The 23,052-nt window shown below is 67.9% G+C and carries 24 protein-coding genes; 10 read left to right on the top strand and 14 right to left on the bottom strand.

Annotated elements, in window-relative coordinates; all coding sequences use genetic code 11:
- Positions 1 to 9: 9 nt before the first annotated feature.
- On the bottom strand, positions 10 to 411 hold the full coding sequence (locus O5K39_RS13805; protein ID WP_271144193.1) for a DoxX family protein: 402 nt from the start codon (positions 409 to 411) through the stop codon (positions 10 to 12).
- A 68-nt stretch (positions 412 to 479) separates the two neighbouring features.
- Positions 480 to 1,178, bottom strand: a complete 699-nt coding sequence (locus tag O5K39_RS13810) for a pirin family protein (RefSeq protein WP_271144194.1) — start codon at positions 1,176 to 1,178, stop codon at positions 480 to 482.
- 123 nt (positions 1,179 to 1,301) lie between these two features.
- On the opposite strand from O5K39_RS13810, the gene O5K39_RS13815 reads away from it, so the two are divergent.
- Both O5K39_RS13815 and fabD read left to right on the top strand, forming a co-directional pair.
- Positions 1,302 to 2,264 (top strand): LysR family transcriptional regulator, encoded by a 963-nt coding sequence (locus O5K39_RS13815; RefSeq protein ID WP_271144195.1) that lies wholly within the window; start codon positions 1,302 to 1,304, stop codon positions 2,262 to 2,264.
- 37 nt (positions 2,265 to 2,301) lie between these two features.
- Entirely contained in the window at positions 2,302 to 3,246 is a 945-nt protein-coding gene (gene fabD, locus O5K39_RS13820) for an ACP S-malonyltransferase (protein WP_271144196.1), read from the top strand.
- Between the two features lie 28 nt (positions 3,247 to 3,274).
- Here fabD and pyrC read toward each other — a convergent pair whose 3' ends face one another.
- The 4 genes from pyrC to ruvX are packed head-to-tail and all read right to left on the bottom strand — an operon-like array spanning position 3,275 to position 6,964.
- Positions 3,275 to 4,552, bottom strand: coding sequence for a dihydroorotase (gene pyrC, locus O5K39_RS13825; protein WP_271144197.1), 1,278 nt, complete (start codon positions 4,550 to 4,552; stop codon positions 3,275 to 3,277).
- The gene (locus O5K39_RS13830; RefSeq protein ID WP_271144198.1) at positions 4,549 to 5,541 is read right to left on the bottom strand and encodes an aspartate carbamoyltransferase catalytic subunit; all 993 of its coding nucleotides are present in this window, start codon (positions 5,539 to 5,541) and stop codon (positions 4,549 to 4,551) included. Before O5K39_RS13830 ends, pyrC begins: the two co-directional genes overlap by 4 nt.
- A gap of 23 nt (positions 5,542 to 5,564) precedes the next feature.
- Positions 5,565 to 6,488, bottom strand: a complete 924-nt coding sequence (locus tag O5K39_RS13835; RefSeq protein WP_271144199.1) for an AEC family transporter — start codon at positions 6,486 to 6,488, stop codon at positions 5,565 to 5,567.
- Positions 6,485 to 6,964 (bottom strand): Holliday junction resolvase RuvX, encoded by a 480-nt coding sequence (ruvX, locus tag O5K39_RS13840; protein WP_271147163.1) that lies wholly within the window; start codon positions 6,962 to 6,964, stop codon positions 6,485 to 6,487. Before ruvX ends, O5K39_RS13835 begins: the two co-directional genes overlap by 4 nt.
- Positions 6,965 to 7,081: 117 nt before the next feature.
- On the opposite strand from ruvX, the gene O5K39_RS13845 reads away from it, so the two are divergent.
- The 3 genes from O5K39_RS13845 to gatA all read left to right on the top strand — a co-directional run bounded on the left by O5K39_RS13845 (position 7,082) and on the right by gatA (position 9,866).
- Positions 7,082 to 7,660 carry a hypothetical protein gene (locus O5K39_RS13845; protein WP_271144200.1) on the top strand — a complete coding sequence of 193 codons (579 nt, stop codon included), beginning with the start codon at positions 7,082 to 7,084 and terminating at the stop codon, positions 7,658 to 7,660.
- A gap of 437 nt (positions 7,661 to 8,097) precedes the next feature.
- Positions 8,098 to 8,385 carry an Asp-tRNA(Asn)/Glu-tRNA(Gln) amidotransferase subunit GatC gene (gene gatC / locus O5K39_RS13850; RefSeq protein ID WP_271144201.1) on the top strand — a complete coding sequence of 96 codons (288 nt, stop codon included), beginning with the start codon at positions 8,098 to 8,100 and terminating at the stop codon, positions 8,383 to 8,385.
- 2 nt (positions 8,386 to 8,387) lie between these two features.
- Positions 8,388 to 9,866: an Asp-tRNA(Asn)/Glu-tRNA(Gln) amidotransferase subunit GatA gene (gene gatA / locus O5K39_RS13855; RefSeq protein WP_271144202.1), complete on the top strand. Its 1,479-nt coding sequence runs from the start codon at positions 8,388 to 8,390 to the stop codon at positions 9,864 to 9,866.
- A 44-nt stretch (positions 9,867 to 9,910) separates the two neighbouring features.
- Here gatA and O5K39_RS13860 read toward each other — a convergent pair whose 3' ends face one another.
- Positions 9,911 to 10,228 (bottom strand): hypothetical protein, encoded by a 318-nt coding sequence (locus O5K39_RS13860; protein ID WP_271144203.1) that lies wholly within the window; start codon positions 10,226 to 10,228, stop codon positions 9,911 to 9,913.
- Between the two features lie 100 nt (positions 10,229 to 10,328).
- Between O5K39_RS13860 and gatB the strand changes: the two genes are divergently transcribed.
- Complete coding sequence (gatB, locus tag O5K39_RS13865; RefSeq protein ID WP_271144204.1) at positions 10,329 to 11,831, top strand: Asp-tRNA(Asn)/Glu-tRNA(Gln) amidotransferase subunit GatB; 1,503 nt, start codon at positions 10,329 to 10,331, stop codon at positions 11,829 to 11,831.
- A gap of 61 nt (positions 11,832 to 11,892) precedes the next feature.
- Here the strand turns inward: gatB and O5K39_RS13870 are convergent, their stop codons facing one another.
- On the bottom strand, positions 11,893 to 12,354 hold the full coding sequence (locus tag O5K39_RS13870; protein WP_271144205.1) for an RcnB family protein: 462 nt from the start codon (positions 12,352 to 12,354) through the stop codon (positions 11,893 to 11,895).
- Positions 12,355 to 12,523: 169 nt separating this feature from the next.
- Complete coding sequence (locus O5K39_RS13875) at positions 12,524 to 13,621, bottom strand: RcnB family protein (RefSeq protein ID WP_271144206.1); 1,098 nt, start codon at positions 13,619 to 13,621, stop codon at positions 12,524 to 12,526.
- A gap of 171 nt (positions 13,622 to 13,792) precedes the next feature.
- On the opposite strand from O5K39_RS13875, the gene O5K39_RS13880 reads away from it, so the two are divergent.
- Together O5K39_RS13880 and O5K39_RS13885 are read left to right on the top strand one after the other, a co-directional pair.
- Positions 13,793 to 14,512, top strand: coding sequence for a glutathione S-transferase N-terminal domain-containing protein (locus tag O5K39_RS13880; protein WP_271144207.1), 720 nt, complete (start codon positions 13,793 to 13,795; stop codon positions 14,510 to 14,512).
- Between the two features lie 195 nt (positions 14,513 to 14,707).
- Entirely contained in the window at positions 14,708 to 15,010 is a 303-nt protein-coding gene (locus tag O5K39_RS13885; RefSeq protein WP_271144208.1) for a sel1 repeat family protein, read from the top strand.
- A gap of 50 nt (positions 15,011 to 15,060) precedes the next feature.
- On the opposite strand, the gene O5K39_RS13890 is transcribed toward O5K39_RS13885, so the two are convergent.
- Positions 15,061 to 15,768, bottom strand: coding sequence for a polysaccharide biosynthesis/export family protein (locus O5K39_RS13890; RefSeq protein ID WP_271144209.1), 708 nt, complete (start codon positions 15,766 to 15,768; stop codon positions 15,061 to 15,063).
- Between the two features lie 147 nt (positions 15,769 to 15,915).
- On the opposite strand from O5K39_RS13890, the gene O5K39_RS13895 reads away from it, so the two are divergent.
- Together O5K39_RS13895 and O5K39_RS13900 are read left to right on the top strand one after the other, a co-directional pair.
- Positions 15,916 to 17,358: a chain-length determining protein gene (locus tag O5K39_RS13895; RefSeq protein ID WP_271144210.1), complete on the top strand. Its 1,443-nt coding sequence runs from the start codon at positions 15,916 to 15,918 to the stop codon at positions 17,356 to 17,358.
- Between the two features lie 61 nt (positions 17,359 to 17,419).
- Positions 17,420 to 18,121 (top strand): hfsB, encoded by a 702-nt coding sequence (locus O5K39_RS13900; protein ID WP_271144211.1) that lies wholly within the window; start codon positions 17,420 to 17,422, stop codon positions 18,119 to 18,121.
- Here the strand turns inward: O5K39_RS13900 and O5K39_RS13905 are convergent.
- The 4 genes from O5K39_RS13905 to O5K39_RS13920 are packed head-to-tail and all read right to left on the bottom strand — an operon-like array spanning position 18,118 to position 23,015.
- Positions 18,118 to 19,062 (bottom strand): glycosyltransferase family 2 protein, encoded by a 945-nt coding sequence (locus O5K39_RS13905; RefSeq protein ID WP_271144212.1) that lies wholly within the window; start codon positions 19,060 to 19,062, stop codon positions 18,118 to 18,120. The genes O5K39_RS13900 and O5K39_RS13905 overlap by 4 nt on opposite strands.
- A 1-nt stretch (position 19,063) precedes the next feature.
- Entirely contained in the window at positions 19,064 to 19,996 is a 933-nt protein-coding gene (locus O5K39_RS13910) for a glycosyltransferase family A protein (RefSeq protein WP_271144213.1), read from the bottom strand.
- Positions 19,993 to 21,444, bottom strand: coding sequence for a lipopolysaccharide biosynthesis protein (locus tag O5K39_RS13915; RefSeq protein WP_271144214.1), 1,452 nt, complete (start codon positions 21,442 to 21,444; stop codon positions 19,993 to 19,995). Before O5K39_RS13915 ends, O5K39_RS13910 begins: the two co-directional genes overlap by 4 nt.
- Positions 21,444 to 23,015, bottom strand: a complete 1,572-nt coding sequence (locus O5K39_RS13920; RefSeq protein WP_271144215.1) for an exopolysaccharide biosynthesis polyprenyl glycosylphosphotransferase — start codon at positions 23,013 to 23,015, stop codon at positions 21,444 to 21,446. The genes O5K39_RS13915 and O5K39_RS13920 overlap by 1 nt, the downstream gene beginning before the upstream one ends.
- Positions 23,016 to 23,052 lie beyond the last annotated feature (37 nt).

Consider the following 23,052-nt stretch of genomic DNA (forward strand, 5'->3'; position numbering starts at 1 on the left):
CCGATCCGTCTAGCGCCGTGTGCGGATCCGGCTGTCGAGCGTCCAGGCGCCGCCACCCGCACAGGCCAGGTACAGGAAGATGAAGCAGAACAGGATGGCCGCATCGCCGCCGTTCACGGCCGGATAGGGGCTGCTGGGCGCATGGAACATCCAGTAGGCCACGGCCATCTCGCCCGACAAGACGAAGGCTGTGGGCCGGGTGAACAGGCCCAGCACCAGCAGAGCTCCGCCGACCGCCTCGAGGACCGCGCCGACGCCCATCAGGCTGAGCAGCGGCACCTGGCCGGGCTCTGCGCCTTCCGGAAAGCCGAACAGCTTGATCAGGCCGTGGGCGAGGAACAGTAGTCCGGCAACGATGCGTAGGGCGGCCAGGGTCTTGGGTGCCAGGGCCGAGGTATTGAAGGTGGTCATGTCTTTTGCCTTTCAGGGCTTGAAGGAAGATCCGTCCGGCTGCGTCACGCGGCCGGACGGGATGGAGCTCAGGCCGCGTCGACCAGCACGATCTCGCTGTCGTTGACGGCGGTGACGGTGATCGTCTCCTCGCCCGTGATGGCCAGTCCATCGCGGGCGTTGGCGCGCACGCCGTTCACCTCGATGGAGCCCACAGCGGGGACCAGATACCCGCGTCGCGTCGCGCCCAGCGGATAGGTCGCGGTCTCGCCGGCCCTCAGCGTCGCCGCCACGACCCGGGCATCCGTGCGGATCGGCAGTGCATCAGCGTCCTCGTCAAAGCCGGATGCCAGGACCACGAACTGGCCCGCGCGGTCGCCCTTGGGAAAGGGCTTGGCGCCCCAAGTCGGCTTTTCGCCGCGCCGGGTCGGCTCGATCCAGATCTGGAAGATCCGGGTCAGGTCGGGCTCGGCATTGTATTCGGCGTGACGGATGCCGGTGCCGGCGCTCATCACCTGGACGTCGCCCGCGACCGTGCGGCCCTTGTTGCCCAAGCTGTCCTCGTGGGTGATCGCCCCTTCGCGCACATAGGTGATGATCTCCATGTCGGCGTGGGGATGGGGCGGAAAGCCCGATCCAGCGGCGATCTCGTCGTCGTTCCAGACCCGCAGATTGCCCCAGCTCATCCGCTTGGGATCATAGTAGTTGGCGAAGGAAAAGTGATGCTTGGCGTTCAGCCAGCCGTGGTTCGCGCCGCCGAGGCTGTCGAAAGGTCGGAGTTCGATCATGGTCTTGTCCCTGTCTTGATCTATGCGGCCGGCCGATGTCGGCGCCGCTGTGGCTTGAGGACAAGATAGCGATCGGTTTAGGTTCAGAAATAGAAACGGCCGAAACACACGGTTTCCGAAATCATGTCCAAACTCCCCGACCTCGAAGCCCTCGCCATCTTCGCCCGCGTGGCGGAGACGCAGTCGTTTTCCGGGGCCGCCGAGGCGCTGGGCCTGTCCAAGGCGACCGTGTCCAAGGCTGTGACGCGGCTGGAACAGAGGCTGGGCACCACCCTGCTGCACCGGACGTCGCGCCGCTTCGCCCTCACCGATTCGGGGCGCACCCTGGCCGCCCGCGCCGCCCAGATGGTGCATGAGGCGGAGGAAGCCGAGGCCCAGGCCCTGGATCAGTCGATCACGCCGCGCGGACTGGTGCGTCTGGCGGCGCCGATGTCGTTCGGCATGACCTATGTGGCACCTGCCCTGCCGGACTTCCTGGCCCGTCACCCCGACGTGTCGATCGATCTGCATCTGTCGGACGAGACCGTCGATCTGGTCGGCGGCGGTTTCGACTGCGCGCTCCGGATCGCGGCCCTGCCCGATTCGTCGCTGACGGCGCGCAAGCTACGCCCGATCCGGCGGCATCTGGTCGCCTCGCCCGATTATCTGGAACAGCGTGGCCGGTCCAGCCATCCCGATGACCTCGTGCGCCACGCCTGCCTCGGCTATGCCTATCTGCCGACGCCCAACACCTGGCGGTTCCGGCATGTGACGACGGGTGAGGAGGCCGTGGTGCGGCTGGCCGGCCCCTTGCGCGCCAACAACGCCGATGCCCTGACCGCCTCCCTCTGTGCGGGCCTCGGCATCGCCGAACAGCCGGAGTTCATCCATTGGCGCGACATCGCCGAGGGGCGGCTGGAAGTGATCCTGCCGGACTGGTCTCTGCCGGAGATCAACCTGCATCTGGTGGCACCGGGGGGAGGGCCCCGGCCGGCCCGGGTCGCGGCCCTCATGGACCATCTGGCGGCCGTCTTCACGGCACCGCTCTGGCCCGGCGATACGGTCGGGCGGCGCGCCCCGCTTGCCCCCGCGTCACGATTGGCCTAGCCCTCCGCGCCAAATCAATAATCAGAGGGCGCCTCGAATGTCGCTTGCATTGCTGTTTCCCGGTCAGGGCAGTCAGAGCCTGAAGATGGGCTGTCTGCTGGGGGACGCCTTCCCCGTCGCCCGCGACGTCCTGGCCGAGGTCGACGAGGCTTTGGGCCAGAACCTGTCGCAGATCATGCGCGAGGGGCCCGAGGACCTGCTGACCCTGACCGAGAACGCACAGCCGGCCCTGATGGCGGTGTCGATGGCGGCGATGCGGGTGCTGAAGACCGAGTTCGGCTTCGACGTGACCCAGGCCGCCTATGTCGCCGGCCATTCGTTGGGCGAGTATTCCGCCCTGTGTGCCGCCGGGTCGATCACCCTGACCGACGCCGCGCGCCTGCTGAAGCTGCGCGGCCAGGCCATGCAGCGCGCGGTGCCGGTCGGCGTCGGCGGCATGGCCTCCCTGATCGGGCCCAAGACGGATCTGGTCCTGGCCGAGGCGGCTGCGGCGGCGGGGTCCGAGGTCGGAACCTGCGTCGTCGCCAACGACAATGTCGGCGGCAATATCGTCATTTCGGGTGACAAGCCCGCCGTCGAACGCGCCATCGAAAAGGCCAAGGAACTGGGCGCCCGCGCCATCCACCTCAACGTCTCGGCGCCCTTCCACTGCCCGCTGATGCAGCCCGCCGCCGACGAGATGGCCAATGCCCTGGCCTCGGCCACCATCCTGGCCCCCGCCGTGCCCTTGGTCGCCAACGTCACCGCCAGCCCCCAGACCGATCCCGAGGTCATCCGCCGCCTGCTGGTCGAACAGGTCACCGGCCGCGTCCGCTGGCGCGAGAGCCTGAACTGGATGACGGGCGAGGGCGGCGTCACCCGCTTCGCCGAGGTCGGCTCCGGCAAGGTCCTGACCGGCATGGCCAAGCGCGGCGCGCCCGACGCGGAGGCCGTGGCGCTGAACACGGCCGAGGATCTGGAAGCGTTCGCCAAGAGCCTCTGATCTGCCTCTCCCCCGGCGGGGGAGAGGGTCAGTGAACCTTCCGGCCGCCCACCCAGGTCCCGATGACCTTGCCCTGCAACCGCCGCCCGTCGAAGGGCGAGTTCTTGGACTTGGACTTCAGCGTCGCGGCATCCACCATCACCGGCGCGTCGGGGTCGAACAGCACCACGTCCGCCGGTGCGCCCGGCTCCAGCACGCCGCTGTCCAGCCCCAGCAGTGCCGCCGGTCCCGCCGTCATCGGCCGCAGGATATCCAGCAATGGAACCCCGTCCTCGTGGTGCAGGCTGAGCGCGGCCGCCAGCAAGGTCTCCAGCCCGATGGCCCCCGGCGCCGCCTCGGCGAACGGACGGCGCTTGTCCTCGGCGGGCAGGGGGGCGTGGGCCGAGGTGATGACGTCGATCAGCCCGTCGCGCACCGCCTCGATCAGCGCCTGTCGGTCGCTCTCGGGCCGCAGCGGCGGGTCCAGCCGGTAGAAGGTCCGGTAGTCGCCGATGTCGATCTCGTTGAAGCACAGGTGGTTGATTGAGACGCTGGCCGCGACCTCCAGCCCCTTGCCCCGCGCCCGCGCCAGACTGTCCAGCGCATCGGCGGTCGAGATCTGATCGACCAGGAACCGCGCGCCCGTCTGTTCGACCAGGGCCAGGTCGCGATCCAGCTGGATGCGCTCGGCGATGGCGGGTACGCCCGACAGCCCCAGACGCATCGCCAGTTCCCCCGAGGTCGCCACACCGCCCTCGCTCAGCCATGGATCGGCGGGCCGACAGGCGATCAGGGCGTTGAAGGCGGCGGCATAGCTCATCACCCGCTGCAGGGTCCGGCTCGAGGCGATCACCCGGTCGCCGTCGGTGAAATAGAGGGCCCCCGCCTCGTGCATCAGGCCGATCTCGGCCATCCGCTGGCCCTCGCGCCGCTGGGTCGCCGCGCCCGCCGCATAGACATTGACCAGGTTCAGCGCCGCGCCTCGCCTCTGGATGAAGTCCACCATGGCCGGGTCGTCCACGGCCGGATCGGTGTCCGGCTGGATGACGATGGTGGTGACGCCCCCCGCCGCCGCCGACAGACTGGCCGACTTCAGCGTCTCCTTGGGCTCGAAACCGGGTTCGCCGGTCTTGACCCGGATGTCGATCAGGCCGGGCGACAGGCACAGGCCCCGCGCGTCCACGACCTCGACGCCCGCCGGCACACGGACGTCGCCGCCGCGCACGACCTCGACGATCCGCCCGTCGGCGATCAGGATCCCGCCCTGACCGTCATAGTCGCTGGCGGGGTCCAGCAGCCGGGCGTTGATGATGGCGATGGCGGTCATCGGGCGGCTCCCGACCGGGCCCAGAGCGAGGCCAGCACCGCCATCCGCGCCGCCACCCCCATCTCGACCTGATCCTGAATCAGCGACACCGACAGGTCGTCTGCGACGTCCGAATCGATCTCCACGCCCCGGTTCATCGGCCCCGGATGCATGACCTTCGCGCCGGATTTCGCCCAGGCCAGTTTCTCGCGGTCCAGGCCCCAGAAACGGAAATACTCGCGCGTGGACGGCACCAGCGCCCCCTCCATCCGCTCCAGCTGCAGCCGCAGCATCATCACGACGTCGCAGCCTTCCAGCCCCTCGCGCATGTCATGGAACACCTCGCAGCCCCAGCGGTCGGCGTCGCCGGGCACCAGGGTCGGCGGCCCGATCAGCCGGACGCGAGCCCCCATCATCGACAGCAACGCCACGTTCGACCGCGCCACCCGGCTGTGGGTGATGTCGCCACAGATCGCGACGGTCAGCCCGCCCACATCCCCGAACGCGCGTCGCAGCGACAGCAGGTCCAGCAGCGCCTGGGTCGGATGCTCGTGCCGTCCGTCGCCTGCATTGACGACCGCGCAGCCGACCTTCTGGCTCAGCAGGGCCGCCGCGCCCGACGCCCCGTGACGCACCACCAGAATGTCGGGCTTCATGGCGTTCAGGGTCACGGCCGTGTCGATCAGGGTCTCGCCCTTGGCCACCGAGGACGCCTGCACCGGCATGGTCACCACATCGGCCCCCAGCCGCTTGGCCGCGATCTCGAACGACGAACTGGTCCGGGTCGAGTTCTCGAAGAAGATGTTCACGACCGTGCGCCCGCTGAGCAGGTCCAGCGTCTTGCCGCCCTCGCTGGCCGCCAGCCGGTTCAGATCGACGAACACGTCGGCGACATCCAGCAGGGCCAGTGCAGCCGGCGGGTTCAGGTCGCCGGCGGACAGGAAATGGGGGGTCGGGAACGGGACCAGCCGCTCGGAGATCAGGTCGGTGACGGCATGGGGCTGGGTCATCGAGGCCCGCCTATAGAGATTCGTCAGGCCATATGGAACAGGGCGAGCAGGATCGGGATGCTGAGCGCGCTGAGCACGGTCGTCAGGGCGACGATCCCGGCCATCAAGGGCGCGTCCCCACCCATCTGTCGCGCCAGCAGATAGGCGGCCGCAGCGCCGGGTGCGGCCCCGCACAGCAGGGCTGTCGCCTGGGCCAGTTCATCGCCGCCGTACAGGATGCACAGGCCCCACATCAGCGGCGGCATCACGCCCAACTTGACCAGGGTCACGCCCGCGATGGTCCATTTGCGGCGCGCGACCTCCGCGAAACTCAGGCCCGCTCCGGCCACGATCAGGCCCAGCGGCAGGGCGGCGGACCCGATCAGCTTCAGGGTCTCGTAGATTCCAGGGACCGGCGGGACCTTCAGCAGGTTCAGCGCCAGCCCGATCAGACAGGCAACCAGGATCGGATTGGCCAGCATGGCCTGGGCCAGGGCCACGGGCGACACCCCCTTCTGGTCCGCCCCCCAGCGCGCCAACACCGCGACGCAGGCGATATTGGTCACCGGGATGATGCAGGCGATCATCACGGCCGCCAGCGCCAGACCCTCGGCCCCGAACGCGACCTGGATCACCGGCAGGAAGACGAAGCTGTTCCAGCGGATCGAGCCCTGGAACACGCTGGTGAAGGCCGGGCCGTCGATCTTCAGCAGCGGCCTGGCCGCCAGAAGCACCCCCCCGACGATGATGACGGCGGTGACAGCGGCCGCCCCGGCCGCGCCCGCGCTGTCGCCCGACAGGTCCGCGTCCCAGATCGCCGGGATCAGAAATCCCGGATACAGCAGGTTGATCGACAGCTTCTCGATCGGCCGCCAGGTCTCGTCCGGCAGGAAATGCGATTTCTTCAGCCCATAGCCGATGGCGATCAGGGCGAAGACGGGCAGGACGCCAAGCAGCAAGCCGTTCATGCCCAGGTCGCCTGGTCACGCACGCGGTCCAGCGCCCCTTGCAGGATCCATGCGGCGGCGGTGCGATCGACGACCCCCGCACGGCGCTTGCGGCTCAGGTCCAGCTCGTCGATCAGGAACCGCTCGACCGCGCTGGTCGACAGCCGCTCGTCCCAGAAGGCGATGGGAATGTCCCGCAACCGGATCAGGTTGCGCGCGAAGGCTCGGCACGACTGGGCGCGCGGCCCCTCGGTCCCGTCCATATTGACCGGCAGGCCGATCACCAGCCCCGACACCTTGCGATGCGCCATCAGCCGGAACAGCTGTTCGGCGTCCTGGGTGAATTTCGATTTGCGCACCAGCTCCAGCGGGCTGGCGATCATCCGGGATGTGTCCGACGTCGCCACACCGATCGTCTGTTCACCGAGGTCGAGGCCCATCCACGCCGTATTGGGCGGACAGGCGGCGGACAGGTCGAGAAGGTCGAGTACGGGCACGGCGGTGCGGTAGACCCCGCGCAGGTCTGCGTCAAAGGTCGCGCGACGTCCTTGTGGGCGAACGCCGTTGTATCGCGCCGTGTGTCGCGCCACTGTCGCGCCGAACCGGAGGAACCGATGACCACGCGCCTGATCACCGCCGCCGCCCTGCTGGCCGCCGTATCCCTGGCGGGCTGCGACCGGCTGACCGCCGCCTGGACCGCCTTCCAGCAGCCCGCCGCGCCGACGGCTGCGACCCCGGCACCGCCCACCGTCGTGCCGGAAACGGCCGGAACGCCGCCGACCATCGCACCCCTGACGCCCACGTCGCGCGGCCTGCCGGTCAAGGCCCTGCCGGACGAGACCCTGCAATATTCGGCCGGGGTGGTCGAACTGTATGCTCTGGAAAAGCAGCAGGGCGTTGGGGCCAAGATCTTCGGCACGGCCGGCGGCGATCCCGCCATGAACGGGCTCCAGACCTATATCGCCTTCTACCGTAGCCCGGCCGACGGCTGGTGGGTCTATGGCCTCGGCGATTTCCTCGACTTCAAGGTGCTGAACGAGGTGCCGGGCCAGGTCGATCTGGAAATCGAGGAAAGCACCATGGATGCCGACGGCACGATAGGCAGCCGCAAACGCCGCGCCATCATCGTCTTCCCCGTCGGCCCCATCCACGAGACCCAGCCGGTCAATGTGCGGATGATGCCGGCGGATTAGATCGTCAGGCCGCCGTCGCGGGGATGAGCGTGACGGGGAGTAGGGCCCATCTATCCAACTTCGCCTCACCAATCCCTTGTCCTGCAAGGGATTGCCGCGATCTCGCGCCCTTCGACCTGGCGCCGGTCGCGGCCGTGGTAGACTGCCCGCTCGACCCCGGTCTTTGACAATCGCAGCCAGAAACCACCCGCGGCACCGGCAGAGTCCGGACTCAACGGACTCACCGGACTCTGTTTTTGAGTCCGGACTCTCCGGACTCATCGGACTCCGTTTTTTGAGTCCGGCTATCGGCGAGTTCGGACCATTCAGACCTTTCGGACTCTGTTTTTCTGTCTGAACGCTCCGGCCGCACCGCCCGTCCTTGGCGCGAATCCTTGTGATTCCGGCCCCGGACGGCTAGTCACCGGCCCTCTCGCCTCGACTATCCGGAGGGCCGCATGGCCATCGACGCAGCGACCGTGCGCAAGGTCGCCTTTCTCGCCCGCATCAAGACGCCCGAAGACCGGCTGGAGCCGCTTGCCGGCGAGCTGAACGGCATCATGGCCTGGATCGACCAGCTCAGCGAGGTCGACGTCGAGGGCGTCGAACCGATGACCTCCAACGTCGCCCAGGCCCTGCGTCTGCGCGACGACGTCGTCACCGACGGCAACAAGGTCGCCGACGTCCTGTCCAACGCCCCCAAATCCGCCGACGGCTTCTTCGCCGTGCCCAAGGTGGTGGAATAGTCATGAGCGACCTGACCCAACTGACCCTCAAGGGGGCCGTCGACGGCCTCAAGGCGAAGACCTTTTCCTCGGAAGAGATCACCCGCGCCTTCCTGTCCAACATCGAGGCCGCCAACCCGACCCTGAACGCCTATGTCGAGGTCACCGCCGACAAGGCGATCGACATGGCCAGGGCATCCGACGCTCGCCTCGCCGCCGGCCAGGGCGGCGTCCTGGAAGGCGCGCCGCTGGGCATCAAGGACCTGTTCTGCACCGACGGTGTCCAGACCACGGCCGGCTCCAACATGCTGCGCGGCTTCGTCCCGCCGTATGAATCCACCGTCACCGCCAACCTGTGGCGCGACGGGGCGGTGATGCTGGGCAAACTGAACATGGACGAGTTCGCCATGGGCTCGTCAAACGAGACATCGGCCTTCGGTCCGGTCGTGAACCCCTGGAAATCAAAGGGTTCAAACGCTGACCTGACCCCGGGCGGCAGCTCGGGCGGATCGGCCTGCGCCGTCGCCGCAGACCTCTGCCTGGCCGCCACGGCGTCGGACACCGGCGGTTCGATCCGCCAGCCGGCCGCCTTCACCGGCACGGTCGGGATCAAGCCCACCTACGGCCGGGCCAGCCGCTACGGCATGGTCGCCTTCGCCAGTTCGCTGGATCAGGCCGGGCCGATCGCCAAGAACGTCGAGGACGCGGCCCTGCTACTGAAGTCGATGTGCTCGTTCGACGTCAAGGATTCGACCAGCCTCGACATCCCCACACCCGACTGGTCCCGCTTCGTCGGCAACTCGGTCAAGGGCCTGCGCATCGGCGTCCCGGCCGAATACGTCGTCGACGGCATGCCTGACGAGATTCAGGCCCTGTGGGCCCAGGGCATGACCTGGCTCAAGGACGCCGGTTGCGAGATCGTCCACATCTCCCTGCCGCACACCAAATATGCCCTGCCGACCTACTATATCGTCGCCCCGGCCGAGGCCTCGTCCAACCTGGCCCGCTATGACGGAATGCGCTTCGGGCATCGGGCGAAGAACGCCACCAGCCTGACCGACCTCTACGAGACCAGCCGCGCCGAGGGCTTCGGCAAGGAGGTCCAGCGCCGCCTGACCATCGGCGCCTATGTGCTGTCGGCCGGATTCTACGACGCCTACTACGTCCGGGCGCTGAAGGTCCGCCGCCGCATCGCCGAGGACTTCGACAACGTCTGGGACCAGGTCGACGCCATCCTGACCCCCTCCACCCCGTCGGCCGCCTTCGCCATCGGCGACAAGGAGGTCGATCCGGTGACCATGTACCTCAACGACATCTTCACGGTGACCGCCAACCTGGCGGGCCTGCCGGGCATCTCGGTCCCCGCCGGCGTCGATCCGAACGGACTGCCGCTGGGCCTTCAGGTCATCGGCAAGGCCCTGGACGAAGCCACGGTGTTCCAGGTGGCGTCGGCGCTGGAAAAGGCGGCGGGCTTTACCGGCAAGGCGGATAAGTGGTGGTGAACTAGCGAGCCCGGGCCTCTCCTTGGGGGAGAGGCCCGGTCTGATCAACGGGCCGGCAGAGCTTTGATGTCGGTGTCGATGGCAGCGATGATCTCGGCGGTCACCGCCCCCTGCGACATCGGCATGACCTGGGTCAATGTCATGTCCTGGAACTGAGGCAGGGCCGGGTGGTTCGCCAGGCCGGGCAGGTGTTTGTCGAGGATGGCCTTGGTCGCGGGGTTGGCCAGCAGCGCCTTGATCGGGCTGTTCACGGTCAGCGGAGCCGGTGCCGGCGCGGTCTGGGCCACGGCGGCGCTCGTTGCGCTGGTCAGGGGCGCCGCGACGAGGGCGAGCGCGGCGAAGGCGGCGAGGGTCTTGGTCATGGTGTTTCCTGGCTGTTTCCCAACGTTACGAGAACATTGATTTGAGACAGGCTCAAGACAGCAACTTTCGCCGATCGCTTCAGGACGCTAATCAAGCCCCATGACCGACACCACGACCAAATCAAACCTCATCCAGGGCCGCACCGGAGCCTGGGAAATCGTCATGGGGCTGGAGATCCACGCCCAGGTGGCGTCGAAGGCCAAGCTGTTCTCCGGCGCTGCCGTGGGCTTCGGCGCGGGGCCGAACGAGCAGGTGTCGCTGGTCGATGCGGGCTTTCCCGGCATGCTGCCGACCCTGAACGGCCACTGCGTTGAACAGGCGGTCAAGACCGGCCTGGGCCTCAAGGCCCAGATCAACAAGCGCAGCCAGTTCGACCGCAAGAACTATTTCTACCCCGATCTGCCCACCGGCTATCAGATCAGCCAGTTGTACTTCCCCATCGTCGGCGAGGGTGTCGTCGAGGTCGAGGCCGAGGACGGGTCGTTCTTCAACGTCGGCATCGAGCGGCTGCACCTGGAACAGGACGCGGGCAAGCTGATCCACGACCTGTCGCCGACCGAGAGCTTCGTCGACCTGAACCGCGCCGGCACCGCCCTGATGGAGATCGTCTCCAAGCCCGACATCCGCTCGCCGGAAGAGGCCGTCGCCTATGTGAAGAAGATCCGGACCATCCTGATCTATCTGGGCACCTGCGACGGCGACATGGAAAAGGGCAACCTGCGGGCCGACGTCAACGTCTCGGTCTGCCGCGAGGGCCAGTATGCCAAGTTCAAGGCGGACGGCGACTTCAAGCACCTGGGCACGCGCTGCGAGATCAAGAACGTCAACTCGTTCCGCTTCATCAGCCAAGCCATCAACATCGAGGCGCGCCGCCAGATCGAGATCCTCGAGGACGGGGGCAAGATCATCCAGGAGACCCGCCTGTATGATCCGACGAAGAACGAGACCCGGTCGATGCGGTCCAAGGAAGAGGCGAATGATTACCGCTACTTCCCCGATCCCGATCTGTTGCCGCTTGAACTCGAACAGGCCTGGATCGACGACATCAAGGCCAACCTGCCCGAACTGCCCGACGAGAAGCGCCGCCGGTTGATGAGCCAGTACGGCCTGTCGCAATACGACGCCGTCGTCCTGATCTCGGACCAGGCCAAGGCCGACTATTTCGAGGCCGCCGCCGCCGGTCGCGACGCCAAGCTGGTCGCCAACTGGGTCACCAACGAACTGTCGGCCCGGCTGTCGGCGGACGGGCTTGAGTTCGACGCCAGCCCGCTCCCGGCCGCCCACGTCGCCGAACTGGTCGCCCTGATCGAGGAGGGTGTCATCTCCTCCAAGATCGCCAAGGAAGTCTTCGACCACGTCTGGAACGGCGAAGGCTCGCCCCGTCAGGTGGTCGAGGCGCGCGGCTTGGTTCAGGTCAACGACACGGGTGCCATCGAGCAGGCCGTCGACGACCTGATCGCCGCCAACCCCGACAAGGCCGCCGCCGTCGCCGAAAAGCCCCAGGCGCTGGGCTGGTTCGTCGGCCAGGTCATGAAGGCCACCGGCGGCAAGGCCAACCCGGCCTCGGTCAACGCGATCCTGAAGGCCAAGCTGGGGCTGTAGGCAACGAAAAGCCCGCCCGGATCGCTCCGGGCGGGCTCTTCATATCAATGGCTTGCGGGGCTCAGTTTCCCAGCAGCGACAGGATCACCCCGGTCGCCAGCGCCGCGACGACGATGTCGCCGGTGTCGGTGCGGTAGTAGCCGTAGCCACGCGGCGGAGGCGCATAGCCGTAGCGGTTGTAGTCCCGGATGTACCAGTTGGACCGGTACTGATAGGGCAGGGTGGCCCCCCGGTACCAGCGACGCTGGTTATAGCCATAGGCGTTGCCGTGCGGCGGGCCGTAGTAGCGGTTGTCCCGGTACTGATCCCGCTGGCCGCGCCGGTAGTCGTTGTAACGCTCGTTGCGGGTATAACGGCCGCCGTCATGGCGGTTCTGGTCCGCGCGGCGCTCCCAGCGCTCGTAGCGGCCGTCGCGGTCCCGGTCGCCACCGCCGCGCCACGACTGGGCCGACGCGGCCATGGGCGCTGCGGTCATCGCCACCGTGGCGACGGCAAGCGCGGCGAACTTGATCATCCTCTTCATCTCGGTCTCCTGAGCTGAGCCGCCTGCAGCGGCCGTTGAACCCCACCGTGAGGACAGGATCGTCGGCCGCGCCTGAACCGATCCTGAACGCCCCATTCAGGGTTAACCGGCGCGCCCATACGAAAACGGCCCCTCCGAAGAGGGGCCGAAATCGTCGCGGATGGCCTGTCTACCAGCGCCAGGCGTCGCGGATCACATCGATGATATAGCCGTCGTACTCGTCGATCAGATAGATCGCATTGTCGACATAGACCCACCGCGTGCCCGGGGGCGGATAGCCCAGCCCATAGGTGCGATAGTCGTTCACCGAATAGCGCCAGAAGATCGAGGGCAGGTAGTCGCCGATCGTGTAGTGGCGGCCATAGTAGTTCCGGGGAACGCTGTAGTAGCCGTAGCCGGGCGCGAAATAGAAGCCGAAGCGGACGCCGGACCAGCCGTTGAAGCGACGGTCCGACCGCCACCAGTCGGAGCGGTGGCTGCGGTTCCAGTTCTGTTGCCAGCGATTGGAATCGAAGCGGCTGCGGTACTCCTGGCGCGTCCGGTCCCGGTCGCGGCTGCGGTCGCCGCCGTTGTTCCAGTCGCCCGGACGGTTGCGGTCGTTGCCGTTCCAGCCGCCGTTGTTGTCCGGCCGGTTGGGACGATCTTGGCCCGGGCGGTCCCGGCCGGGGCGATCCTGATTGCCGCCGTTCCAGCCACCGTTGCCGTTCCAGCCGCCATTGTCGTTGCCGGGGCGATTGGGGCGGTCCTGGCCTGGCCGATCCTGGCCGGGGCGACCCTGGTTGCCGCCGTTCCAGCCCCCGTTGCCGTTGCCGTTGTCGGGCCGGTCCCGGTCGGGACGGTTCTGGCCGCCCCCGTTCCATCCGCTGTTGCCACCGTTGCGATCGCCGCGATCACGTCCGCCCCGATCCTGGCCGGCATTGCCGCCCCCGAGGTCGGGCCTGCTGACCCTGTCCTGACCGCCCGAGCGGTCTGGCTGAGGCTGCGGAGCCGGCGGTGCAGGTGTTTCGTCGCGAGCCGGTCGGCCTCCGCCACCTCCGCCGCCACGGTCGCCGTCACCGCCGCGGCGGTCGCCGCTGGTGTCGCGGCCTCCACGATCGCCGCCGGCGGTTTCCTCGCGGTTGCCGGGACGCCCACCGTCACGACGGGGGCCCTGGGCGCGGTCGTCCTGACCCCGGTCGCCGATGTCCTGGGCGAGGGTCGCCACCGGCGCGAGAGCCGGCAGGACAAAGGCGGAGATGGCTGCAAACACCATCAGAGAGCGTTTCATGGTCGTTTTCCCCGCACGCCCTTCCCGGGCGGCTTGTGGACAGGTGTCGTCCTTGTCGCATGAACCCCGGCTGAATGTCGCGTTGGGCCAGAAGCCGGGTTGCGTAACGAGGCGGAGACACCCAGCTTCACCCGTGCGGATCGCCGCCTCAGCCCCCCCATCAGGATCGCCATGCCCCGTCCGATCGAACTCTGGTACTGGCCCACGCCGAACGGTTGGAAGGTGTCCATCGCTCTGGAGGAGATGGGCCTCGCCTATGAGCTAAAGCCGGTCAACATCGGCAAGGGCGAGCAGTTCGAGCCGGCCTTCCAGAAGATCAGCCCCAACGGCCGGATGCCCGCCATCATCGATCCAGACGGGCCCGACGGCCTGCCGCTGTCGATCTTTGAATCCGGGGCCATCCTGCAATACCTGGCCGCCAAGTCCGGCAAATTCTATGCGACCGACCTGCGCCGCAAGGCCGAGATCGATCAGTGGCTGTTCTGGCAGGTCGGCGGGCTGGGCCCGATGGCGGGCCAGACCCATCATTTCCGTCAGTATGCCCGGGCGATCACGCCGGATCAGCGCCACATCGCCTATGGCGTCGCCCGCTACACCAACGAGACCCATCGGCTGTATGGCGTCATGGATCGGCGGCTGGCCGACCGCGACTATCTGGCCGGGGATTACTCCATCGCCGACATGGCCGCCTGGCCCTGGGTCCTGCCGGAACTCCAGGGGCAGAACATCGATGAGTTCCCGAACCTGAAGGCCTGGCTGGATCGGGTGGGGTCGCGCCCTGCCGTGATCGCCGGGCGCGCGCTGGGCGAGGCGTTGAGAGGCAATCTGGCGGCCTCGGGCAAGGCGGCCGAAGACGCCCGCAAACTTCTGTTCGGTCAGCGCGCGCGTTAACCCCGCCTGTACCTATATGAATCCCGCGTTACCGGCGACTTGAGAGGATGTGAACGTCGACTTCAGTGTTCACTTCGCCTTTACTGAAAAGAATTCGCGGGCCTCTGCGCCGTTAACTTTAACTTCAAACCACGGGTATTTGATCAGACCTACAAGGACGGGCCCAGAAAGGGCGGCGTCAACGAGGATCTGGTGATGCAAGAAGCGATGCCTGAGTTCGAGACCGCCGACGTTGCCGGTCTCCCCCTGCCGACCGCCGAGATGGACGGTGACGCCCTGTTCCGCCTGGGGATGATGTATTCGTCCGGGTCGGGCGGATGTCCGATGGACCGGGTCTCGGCCCACATGATCTTCAATCTGGCGGCCATGAAGGGTTCGATGGAAGCCCGCGTCTATCGCCGCGAGATGTCGGCCGAGATGGAACGCGAGGAGATCGCCGAGGCCCAGGCCGCGGCCCGCCGTTATGTCGACGCCGGCGTGGTTAAGTTCGCCGCCTGACGAGACCGCCGGGCTCAAGCAGCGAGCGACCGCGTCGGGAGCGGTAGCCCCTAAAACTGTTGGTACTGGCCGTTGATCGTGTAGTTGAAGCCGACCGGCAGGGCCGCCTTCACCTGGGTGAAGAAGTTGGCCAGTTCCCCAAGAGTCGAGCGCGGAACCCAGATCATGTCGCCCCGACGCAGGGCCACGACCTCGCCGCGACGCTCGCGCAGGTCGATGGCCCGGAACATGCGGGTTCCGCCCGGCCCTCTACGGATCACCCCGACCTTGTTCGACCGTGCGCTGGGCAGATAGCCGCCGGCCATGACGACGGCCTGGAGCGCATCGATGTCACCCGGCATGTCGTAGACGCCCGGTGTCCGCACCTCGCCCGTGACCCAGACCTTCAACGGCCCGGCCTGTTTCAGGGTGATCTCGACCACCGGACGCACCAGCTGTGACGCCAGGGCCGAGGAGACGTTGGTCTCCAGCTCGAACAGGGTGCGGTCCGCCGCCATCACCTGGCCGATCAGGGGCAGGGCGACGCGGCCGTCCGGGCCGACCTTCAGCGTACGGGTCAGTTCGGGTGCTGTGGGCGTGGCGATCTCGATCTCGTCGCCGGGATAGAGCAGGTACTCCGGCTCGGCGTCCGTCCAGTCGGAAAAGCCGACGGGCTCGAACCCTTCGGTCGTGATCCGCTCGCCGGTCAGGCCGCGATCCTGGCGCGTCATGCCTTGGGCGGCGCCGCACCCAGTCAGGGCCGCGGCGCCGATGAGCATCAACAGGTGTCGGCGGTCGGGAATCATGGGGTCTCGTTCGGCCGGGAAGCGATATCGGTGAGGCTCGCCGGTTATGGGTAACCAATGGTTAATGCGGGTCCGCCAAGGATCGGCATCATTCCCAGATTCTTCGGATTCGCCCCAGTCATGCGTTCGACGGCCACCGTATCGACCCGACCGCGTTACGGCCTTCTGGACGTGATCGGCCTGTTGTTCCGCGAGTTGGGGCTGATGATCCTGATCTTCCTGGTCGTGTTCGCGATCGGTGCGGCGGCGGTTCTGACGATCAAGAAGACCTATGTGGCCGGGGCCACCATCTATGCCGGGGCCGGTCAGGAATATGTCTATCAGTCGCGGGTCGGCACCCTGACCGAACGGCCGGCACCGCCGACGCCCGGCGAGATCGCCAATACCGAGGCCCAGATCATCGGCAGCCGCGAGGTCAAGCTGCGCGCCGTCCGCACCCTGGGCGTCTCCGCCTTCCAGACCAAGCCCTCCACCGCGCCGATGGCCAAGCAGGAAGGCGACGCGATCAAGGAGATCAACGACAGCCTGTCGATCGGCACGACCCCGACCAGCGGCATCATCTCCCTGGGCTATGAGAGCGACAACGCCGAGAAGTCGGCCAACGTCCTGGCCGCGATCATCGAGGCCTATCGGGGCTATCGCCGCGAGGTGTTCCAGGATGGATCGACGTCGGCGATCGATCGCCAGAAGACCGCCTTCGAGGGCGAACTGGCCGAGGTGGACGCGGCCTATGAGCAGTTCCTGGCCTCCAACGACATTGGCGACTTCACCACGGCCAAGGCGGCGGCGGCGGCGAGCTATCAGACGACCTTCGCAGACCGGCTGAGCACCCAGGCCCAGTTGACCCAGGCGACGCAGAGGCTGGCCACGATCGAACAACAACTGGCCATGACGCCCGCCGAGATCGTGCTGCAGCAGGACCTGAACATCTCGGCCCAGGACCGGATCCTGACGCTGCGCACCGAGCGGGAGCAACTGCTGGCGCGCTATACGCCCGATGCCCAGCCGGTGAAGGACAAGGACGCCGAGATCGCGGCCATGCAGGCCTATGTCGCCGGGGGCGACACGGTCGGGGCCAAGGAGGTCCGCACCGGGCCCAACACCAACTGGACTGCGCTGGAAACCACCCGCACCACGGCCGAGGCCGACCGCGACGCCCTGGCCGCCAAGCTGGCGGTGCTCGATGGGCAGCTTGCCACGATCGGCCAACGCCAGGCGCGGCTGACGGCGCTGGAATCCGAGAACACCATCCTGGCTGGCAACCGCGACAACCTGACGGCCAGCATCCGCGAGTTCCAGCAACGCGGCAGCCAGAGCCGGGCCGAGAACGATCTGGTCCGCAACGGGGCGGATAATGTCATCGTGATCTCCGACCCCGCCGCGCCGACACGGGGGTCCAGCCTGAAGGCACCGCTGCTGGCCCTGGTCTTCCTGTTCGCCGGGTTCACGGCCCTGTGCGTCGGTCTGCTGCGGGTGTTCAGCCGGCGGGGCTTCATCACCCCGGCCTCGGCCGGCCGAACCCTGGACTTGCCGGTGCTCGCGGTCGCGCCGATGAAGGCTTGAGGCGCGCGCCGTGAGGTCTGCGTGTTAGCCTTGAGAACCCGTGTAACGCGTAACCGATTCGATGGTTGATCTGACATCCGAGATGGCGGGCCTCTGGGCCGCGCTGGGACCGGCACCCGCTCATCGCGGCCGGGTGATCCAGTTCGCCTGCGCCACGACTGGTGAAGGAACCTCGACGGTCGCCCGTGAGTTCGCCCGACTGGCCGCCGTCAGGGCGCGCAAGCCCGCCTGGCTGATCGACGCGGACCTGATCCAGCAGGGTCAGCAGGAGGCGGTGGCCGCCGAGCCGGAACGGTTCGGGCGACTGGGACCTTCTGCGGCGGCCTCTCCCGACGGATCGGTCTTCTATGTCGTGACCCCGCCGGTGCTGGGACGCGACAACAAGCCGGTCGCGCCGTCGCGTCTGATGACCGCCCGCGCCTGTCTCGGCGGTCGGTTATGGGTCACCCGGTTCAGAGCCGAGGGGCTGCGTTCGGGACAGCGCGCCGAGCCCTTGCCGGATCCCCGCTACTGGGACGCCATGCGCAAGCACGGCGATACCATCATCATCGACGCCCCCGCCGCCGACCGGAACGACGTCGCCCTGACCCTGGCCCCCTATGTGGACGCCACCGTGCTGGTAGTTTCGGCCGGATCGACGCCGGCCAATGAGCCGGTCACCTTGCGCGACGAGATCGAGGCCGTGGGCGGGCGGATCGCCGGGATCGTGGTCAACCGTTCGACCTACAAGGCCCCGCCGTTCCTGAAGCGCCTGACCGGCTAGGCGGGCTTCAGCGCATCCAGGCGGGCCAGTTCGCGCGCGCCGTAGAACTGGGGTTCGAAGCCCTTGAACCAAAGGACCTTGCCCATGCCCCTTGCGGTCCGGTCCATCATCTCTGCCCGCCGTGAGCTGCCGATCACACTGAAGGCGACCGTCACGGAACCCCAGACGAAGGCCTGGGCGGCACCGATCAGCATCCAGCGGGCGACGGCGAAGGGTTTGCGGTCTCGTGCCGCCAACTGGCTGGGGCTCTGGCCATAGGCGAAGGCGCGGGCGAGGGCGTAGCGCATGGTGGCGCGGTGCGGCGGGGCGAACTCGTCGACCCAGGCGTCGGCGGCCCAGCCGAAGGTGCCGCCACGCGCTTCCAGCGCCTGGAAAAGGGCGTCGTCCTCGCCGCCGCTGCGGTCGGCGGCCGGATCGAACGGGGTTGCGCCGGGCAGGGCGGTGGCCCGCACCATCAGGGAGTTGCCACAGCCGTAGGCGTGGTCGATTACCTGCGTCGCTGCCGGCCCCTCGCGGCCGAAGAACCGTTCCAGATAGGCACCGGCCCAGCCCGTTCCTTCGGGCACCCGCCCGTGGATAGGGCCGAAGACGACGTCCGTGCCCAGGGCCTCGCGCGCCGCGATCAGACGAGCCAGCCAGTCGGCCTCGGCCGCCTCATCGTCGTCGAGGAAGGCGATCAGGGGGACTGAGGTGCGGCTCAGACCGGCGTTGCGCGCCGTCGCGACGCCGGGTCGCGGCTCGTGGTGATAGATCAGGGGGCAGGGGCTTTCGGCGGCCAAGCCGGCCACAACCCCTGCCGCGCTGCCGGTCGGGTCGTTGTCGATGACGACGATCTCGGCCAGTCGGTCGGCCACGCCAGTCTGCGCGAAGACCGACCGCAGCGCGCGGGCGAGGCTTTCGGGCCGCCGCATCGTGGGGATCAGGACCGCGACATCGCCCATCTCAGACCGCCTCGGCATAGAGGGCGGCGCGGTAGAGGCGCAGGGCGAAGGCGCGGGTCGCGACCGGCAGGGGCTGCATCATCGCGGCGCGGCGGATCCAGGGGCGGATGGCCCCCAGTGCCGGGATGCGTTTCAGCAACCGGGCAGCCTTGAAGCTGGGGTAGGTCTGGATGATGTCGGGGTGTTTGGCGATGACGCGGGCAAAGTTGGCGGCCGACTGCTCATACTTCCCGGCCAGGGCCTGGACGGTGTCGAGGCCCATGTGGGTCGCCGGATTGTCGACGTGGATGACGGGATATCGTCGCGACACCCGCATGGCCCACTCCACGTCCTCCCAGCCCCAGCCGGCGAAGGCGGCATCGAAGCCTTCGCTGTCGAAGACGTTGCGGCGGACCAGCAGGTTGGAGGTGTAGACGTATTTCTCGGGCGTCAGGGCGCGGATATCGCAGGGCACGCATTCGGACTTCGCCGCCATCGACCTGTGGACGGCGAAGCGCCGGTCGGTCGGGGCCTGCAACAGTGAGAAGCCGCCGAAGGCGACGGCGGGATCGTCGCGCCGCACCAGATCGGCCCAGGTCCCGAGAAAATGCGGCGTGTCGGGCCGCATGTCGCTGTCGAGGAACAGCAGGCTGTTTCCCCGCGCCGCCGTAGCCAGTCGGTTGCGGCCCTTGGATCGGCCTTCGTTTGTGGCCAGAGTCAAAAGGGTGGCGGGCAGGGCGAAGGTCGCGATCCGGGTCTCGATTGCCTGGGTCAGCATTGGATCAGCTGTGCCGTCGTCCATGACCACGACCTCGACGGCTCCGGTCAGCGCAGCAGCTTCGGTCTCCAGCGCCTCGAGCAGGGGCAGGGGGTCGTCGCGCAGGAACGGGATCAGGACCGACAGGATCGGCTGTGCGGTCAGGCTGGCCGGGTTGGAGAAGGTTCTGACGATCATGCGGGGGCCCTGCGCTGCCGGGCCTGGGCGACGAGGCGCAGGATCAGGTCCCGTACGCCCGCCGCGTTCATGGTGACCGCCGCCGCGCCATAGACGAGGGCCCCGACGGTGGCGTCCAGCATCAGCTCGGGGAAGCCTCCGATCGGAGGCAGGGTCCATACCACAAGCGACATCAATCCCGCCGCGATAAGGCAGCGGATCAGACAGTCCCACGGAATGGGCAGGGGGATGACCTTGCGACCCATGGCCAGGGTCGCCAGCATCCCCAGACCAAAGCTGATCGCCGTCGACCACGCCGCGCCGACCAGGCCGAAGCGGGGGATCAGGACGAGGTTGAGCAGGACGTTCGCCACCGCGGGGATGATCATCGCGACCAGCAGCAGCCGCGTCTTCTGGCCCAGGGTGAAGGCCTGGCCGAAATAGTAGGCGGTCATGCCGTAGAGGAGGGCCGACAGGGCGATCCACGGCGTCACCAGGGTGGCGGCGTCGCGCAGGTCCGGGCCGATCATGACCTCGGCGAGGGGGCGCGCCACGAGGGCCACGCCGGCCGCCGCCGGAATGCCGATCAGGAAGAAGGTCGAGGCCTGTTCCTTTGCGGCTTCCTTGAGACGATCCAGCCCGCCGCGCTCCAGCGCCATGACCAGCGCCGGCTGACCCGCCGCGCCTAGCCACAGGAACAGCACGTCTAGCGTCCGGTTGGCGATGGAATAGCCCGCGTGATAGGCGCCGACCGCCGCCTCATCCATGAAGATGGCCAGCAGGAACCGGTCGGTCGAGGCCAGCACCAGCGCCAGGGTCAGCGACGCCGCGATCGGATAGCCATAGGCGGCATAGGTCTTGAGCCGCGCCACTTCGACGACACCGGCCCTGGCTTGTCGCAGCTCGCCCGGCAGGATGAAGGGCAGGGCGCACAGGGGGGCGAGCCCCAGCCCGATCAGGGGCGCTGCGCCGCCCGCGCCGCCGAGGGCGAAACCCACGCCGATCGCGAGGCCGCCGATGGTAGTGGCGATGTCGAGCAGGGCCGAGCGCGAGACCTCTCCCGCCGCGCGATAGCGCTCCTGTGCCAGCTTGGTCAGGCAGCGCACCGGACAGCCCAGCAATCCCGCGCCGATGGCGATCTTGAATACCGGATCCAGCGGCACGAGCCACAGGGTGATCCCGGCCACTGGCACGAACAGGGCGATCAGGATGAAGGTCGTACGGTACAGGCTGGCGAAATGGGCCGCCATGGACTGACCCGGGGTCTGGGCCGCCCAGTAGCGCGCCATAGCCGCTTCCAGCCAGCTGAAGACCAGGACGTGGGCCAGGATCGTGATCGAAAAGGCCAGGGCATAGCGGCCGAAATCGTCGGCGCTCAACAGACGCGTGAAGACCCAGATCGCGCCGAACCCGACGACGCCCTGGACGATGTTGGCCGGCAGATAGCCCCAGACGCCCCGCCAGAACATCAGCGAACCGCCAGACGATCGCCGAGCAGGACCGGCACGGTCAGGGCCATGATCCACAGGTCGAGCCACAGCGACTGGCGCTCGATGTATTCGACGTCGAGCTGGACGCGGCGACGCACGTCCTGGGCATTATGGAGCGGGCCGCGCGAGCCGTTGATGGCCGCCCAGCCGGTCATGCCGGGCTTCATCCGGTGGCGGTGGGCGTATTCGGCGACCAGCAGGGCCGATTCGATCTGGCCGGTCTTCATGCCGATGGCGTGCGGGCGCGGGCCGACCAGCGACATCTCGCCCTTGAGCACGTTGAGCAGTTGGGGCAGTTCGTCCAGACTGGTGGACCTCAGGATCTTGCCGACACGGGTGACCCGGTCGTCGTCGGCCGTGACCTGACGCGAGGCGGTGGCGTCGGCCGTCTCCTGGCGCATGGAGCGGAATTTCCACACGACGATCTCTTCCTGATTGAAGCCGTGGCGACGCTGGCGGAAAAAGATCGGGCCGGGACTGTCGAGGCGTACGGCCAATGCTGTCAGGGCGATCACAGGGGCCAGCAGAAACAGCGCAAGGCCCCCGACGAGCATGTCCTGCATCCGCTTGTTGAACGCGCGGCGGTCGGCGTCCAGCGGGCCGTCCAGCGATGCCAGCGGTGCCCGCGCCAGCCGTTCGAGGGCGGCATTGCGCTCATCCGACCCCTGCGGATCGACCAGCAGCATGACTTCGTTGGGCAGGGTCTGCAGGCGTGCGGTCAGTTCGCGCACCCGGGCCTGGGCGTTGGGATCGATGGCCAGGACGATGCGGTCGACATAGGGCGTCATCTTGTGGGTCAGCAGGTCGTTCGATCCACCCAGCACCGGCACGCCCTCGATGCTCTGGGGCGATCGCGCGAGACGGTCGTCGAACACGCCCAGAACATTGATGTCACGCCGCTTCAGGGCCTCCTTGATCAGGCGTTCGGCATGTTTGGTGGCACCCACCAGCACCACGTTGGGGGTCAGGGCGCCCGAGGCGCGCCAGCGCGCGACCGTCCCGCTCCAGATCAGGTGCAGGGTATAGAGGGTCAGCAGGGTGGTGGCCGCCCAGATCAGCAGCCAAGCCAGATCGGCCTCCACCGGGTCGATCAGCAGGCCGATGGCCATGGCGACCGCTCCGCCTGCCATCACGACGGCAGCAACGCGGCCCAGATGCATCAGCACGGCTTCGCCGCGCGAGAACCGGTACAGGCTCAGCGACCGCATCAGGCCCAGGACGATGATCGCGCCCAGCCCGAACGGCAGAACCAGCGCCAGCCGGTCCTGCAGCAGGCTGCCTGACCCCGCCGCCCAGCCGCAGACAAGAGTCACGGACAGGACCGCCAGTACGTCGATCGCCCGGAAATAGTGGCCCGCGAGGCGCGAGGCATGCCTTTGCCGGGCGTTCAGCCAGACTTCGGGTCGGAAGGGGCCGCGTCGCGCAGAACCCGCGACCTCTGCGTCCGACCCGCCACGGGCGGCCGTCGCCGCCAGGGCCTGGAGCCCGCTCACATCCAGTGGCCTGCGCTCGCGGGAGGGCTGGCGGCTGGCATTCAGGGTGGAGGACATGGACAACCGGCGCGGTGACAAGGACGCCCCATCCTGC

This window comes from Brevundimonas sp. NIBR10, from assembly GCF_027912515.1.
Lineage (GTDB): Bacteria > Pseudomonadota > Alphaproteobacteria > Caulobacterales > Caulobacteraceae > Brevundimonas.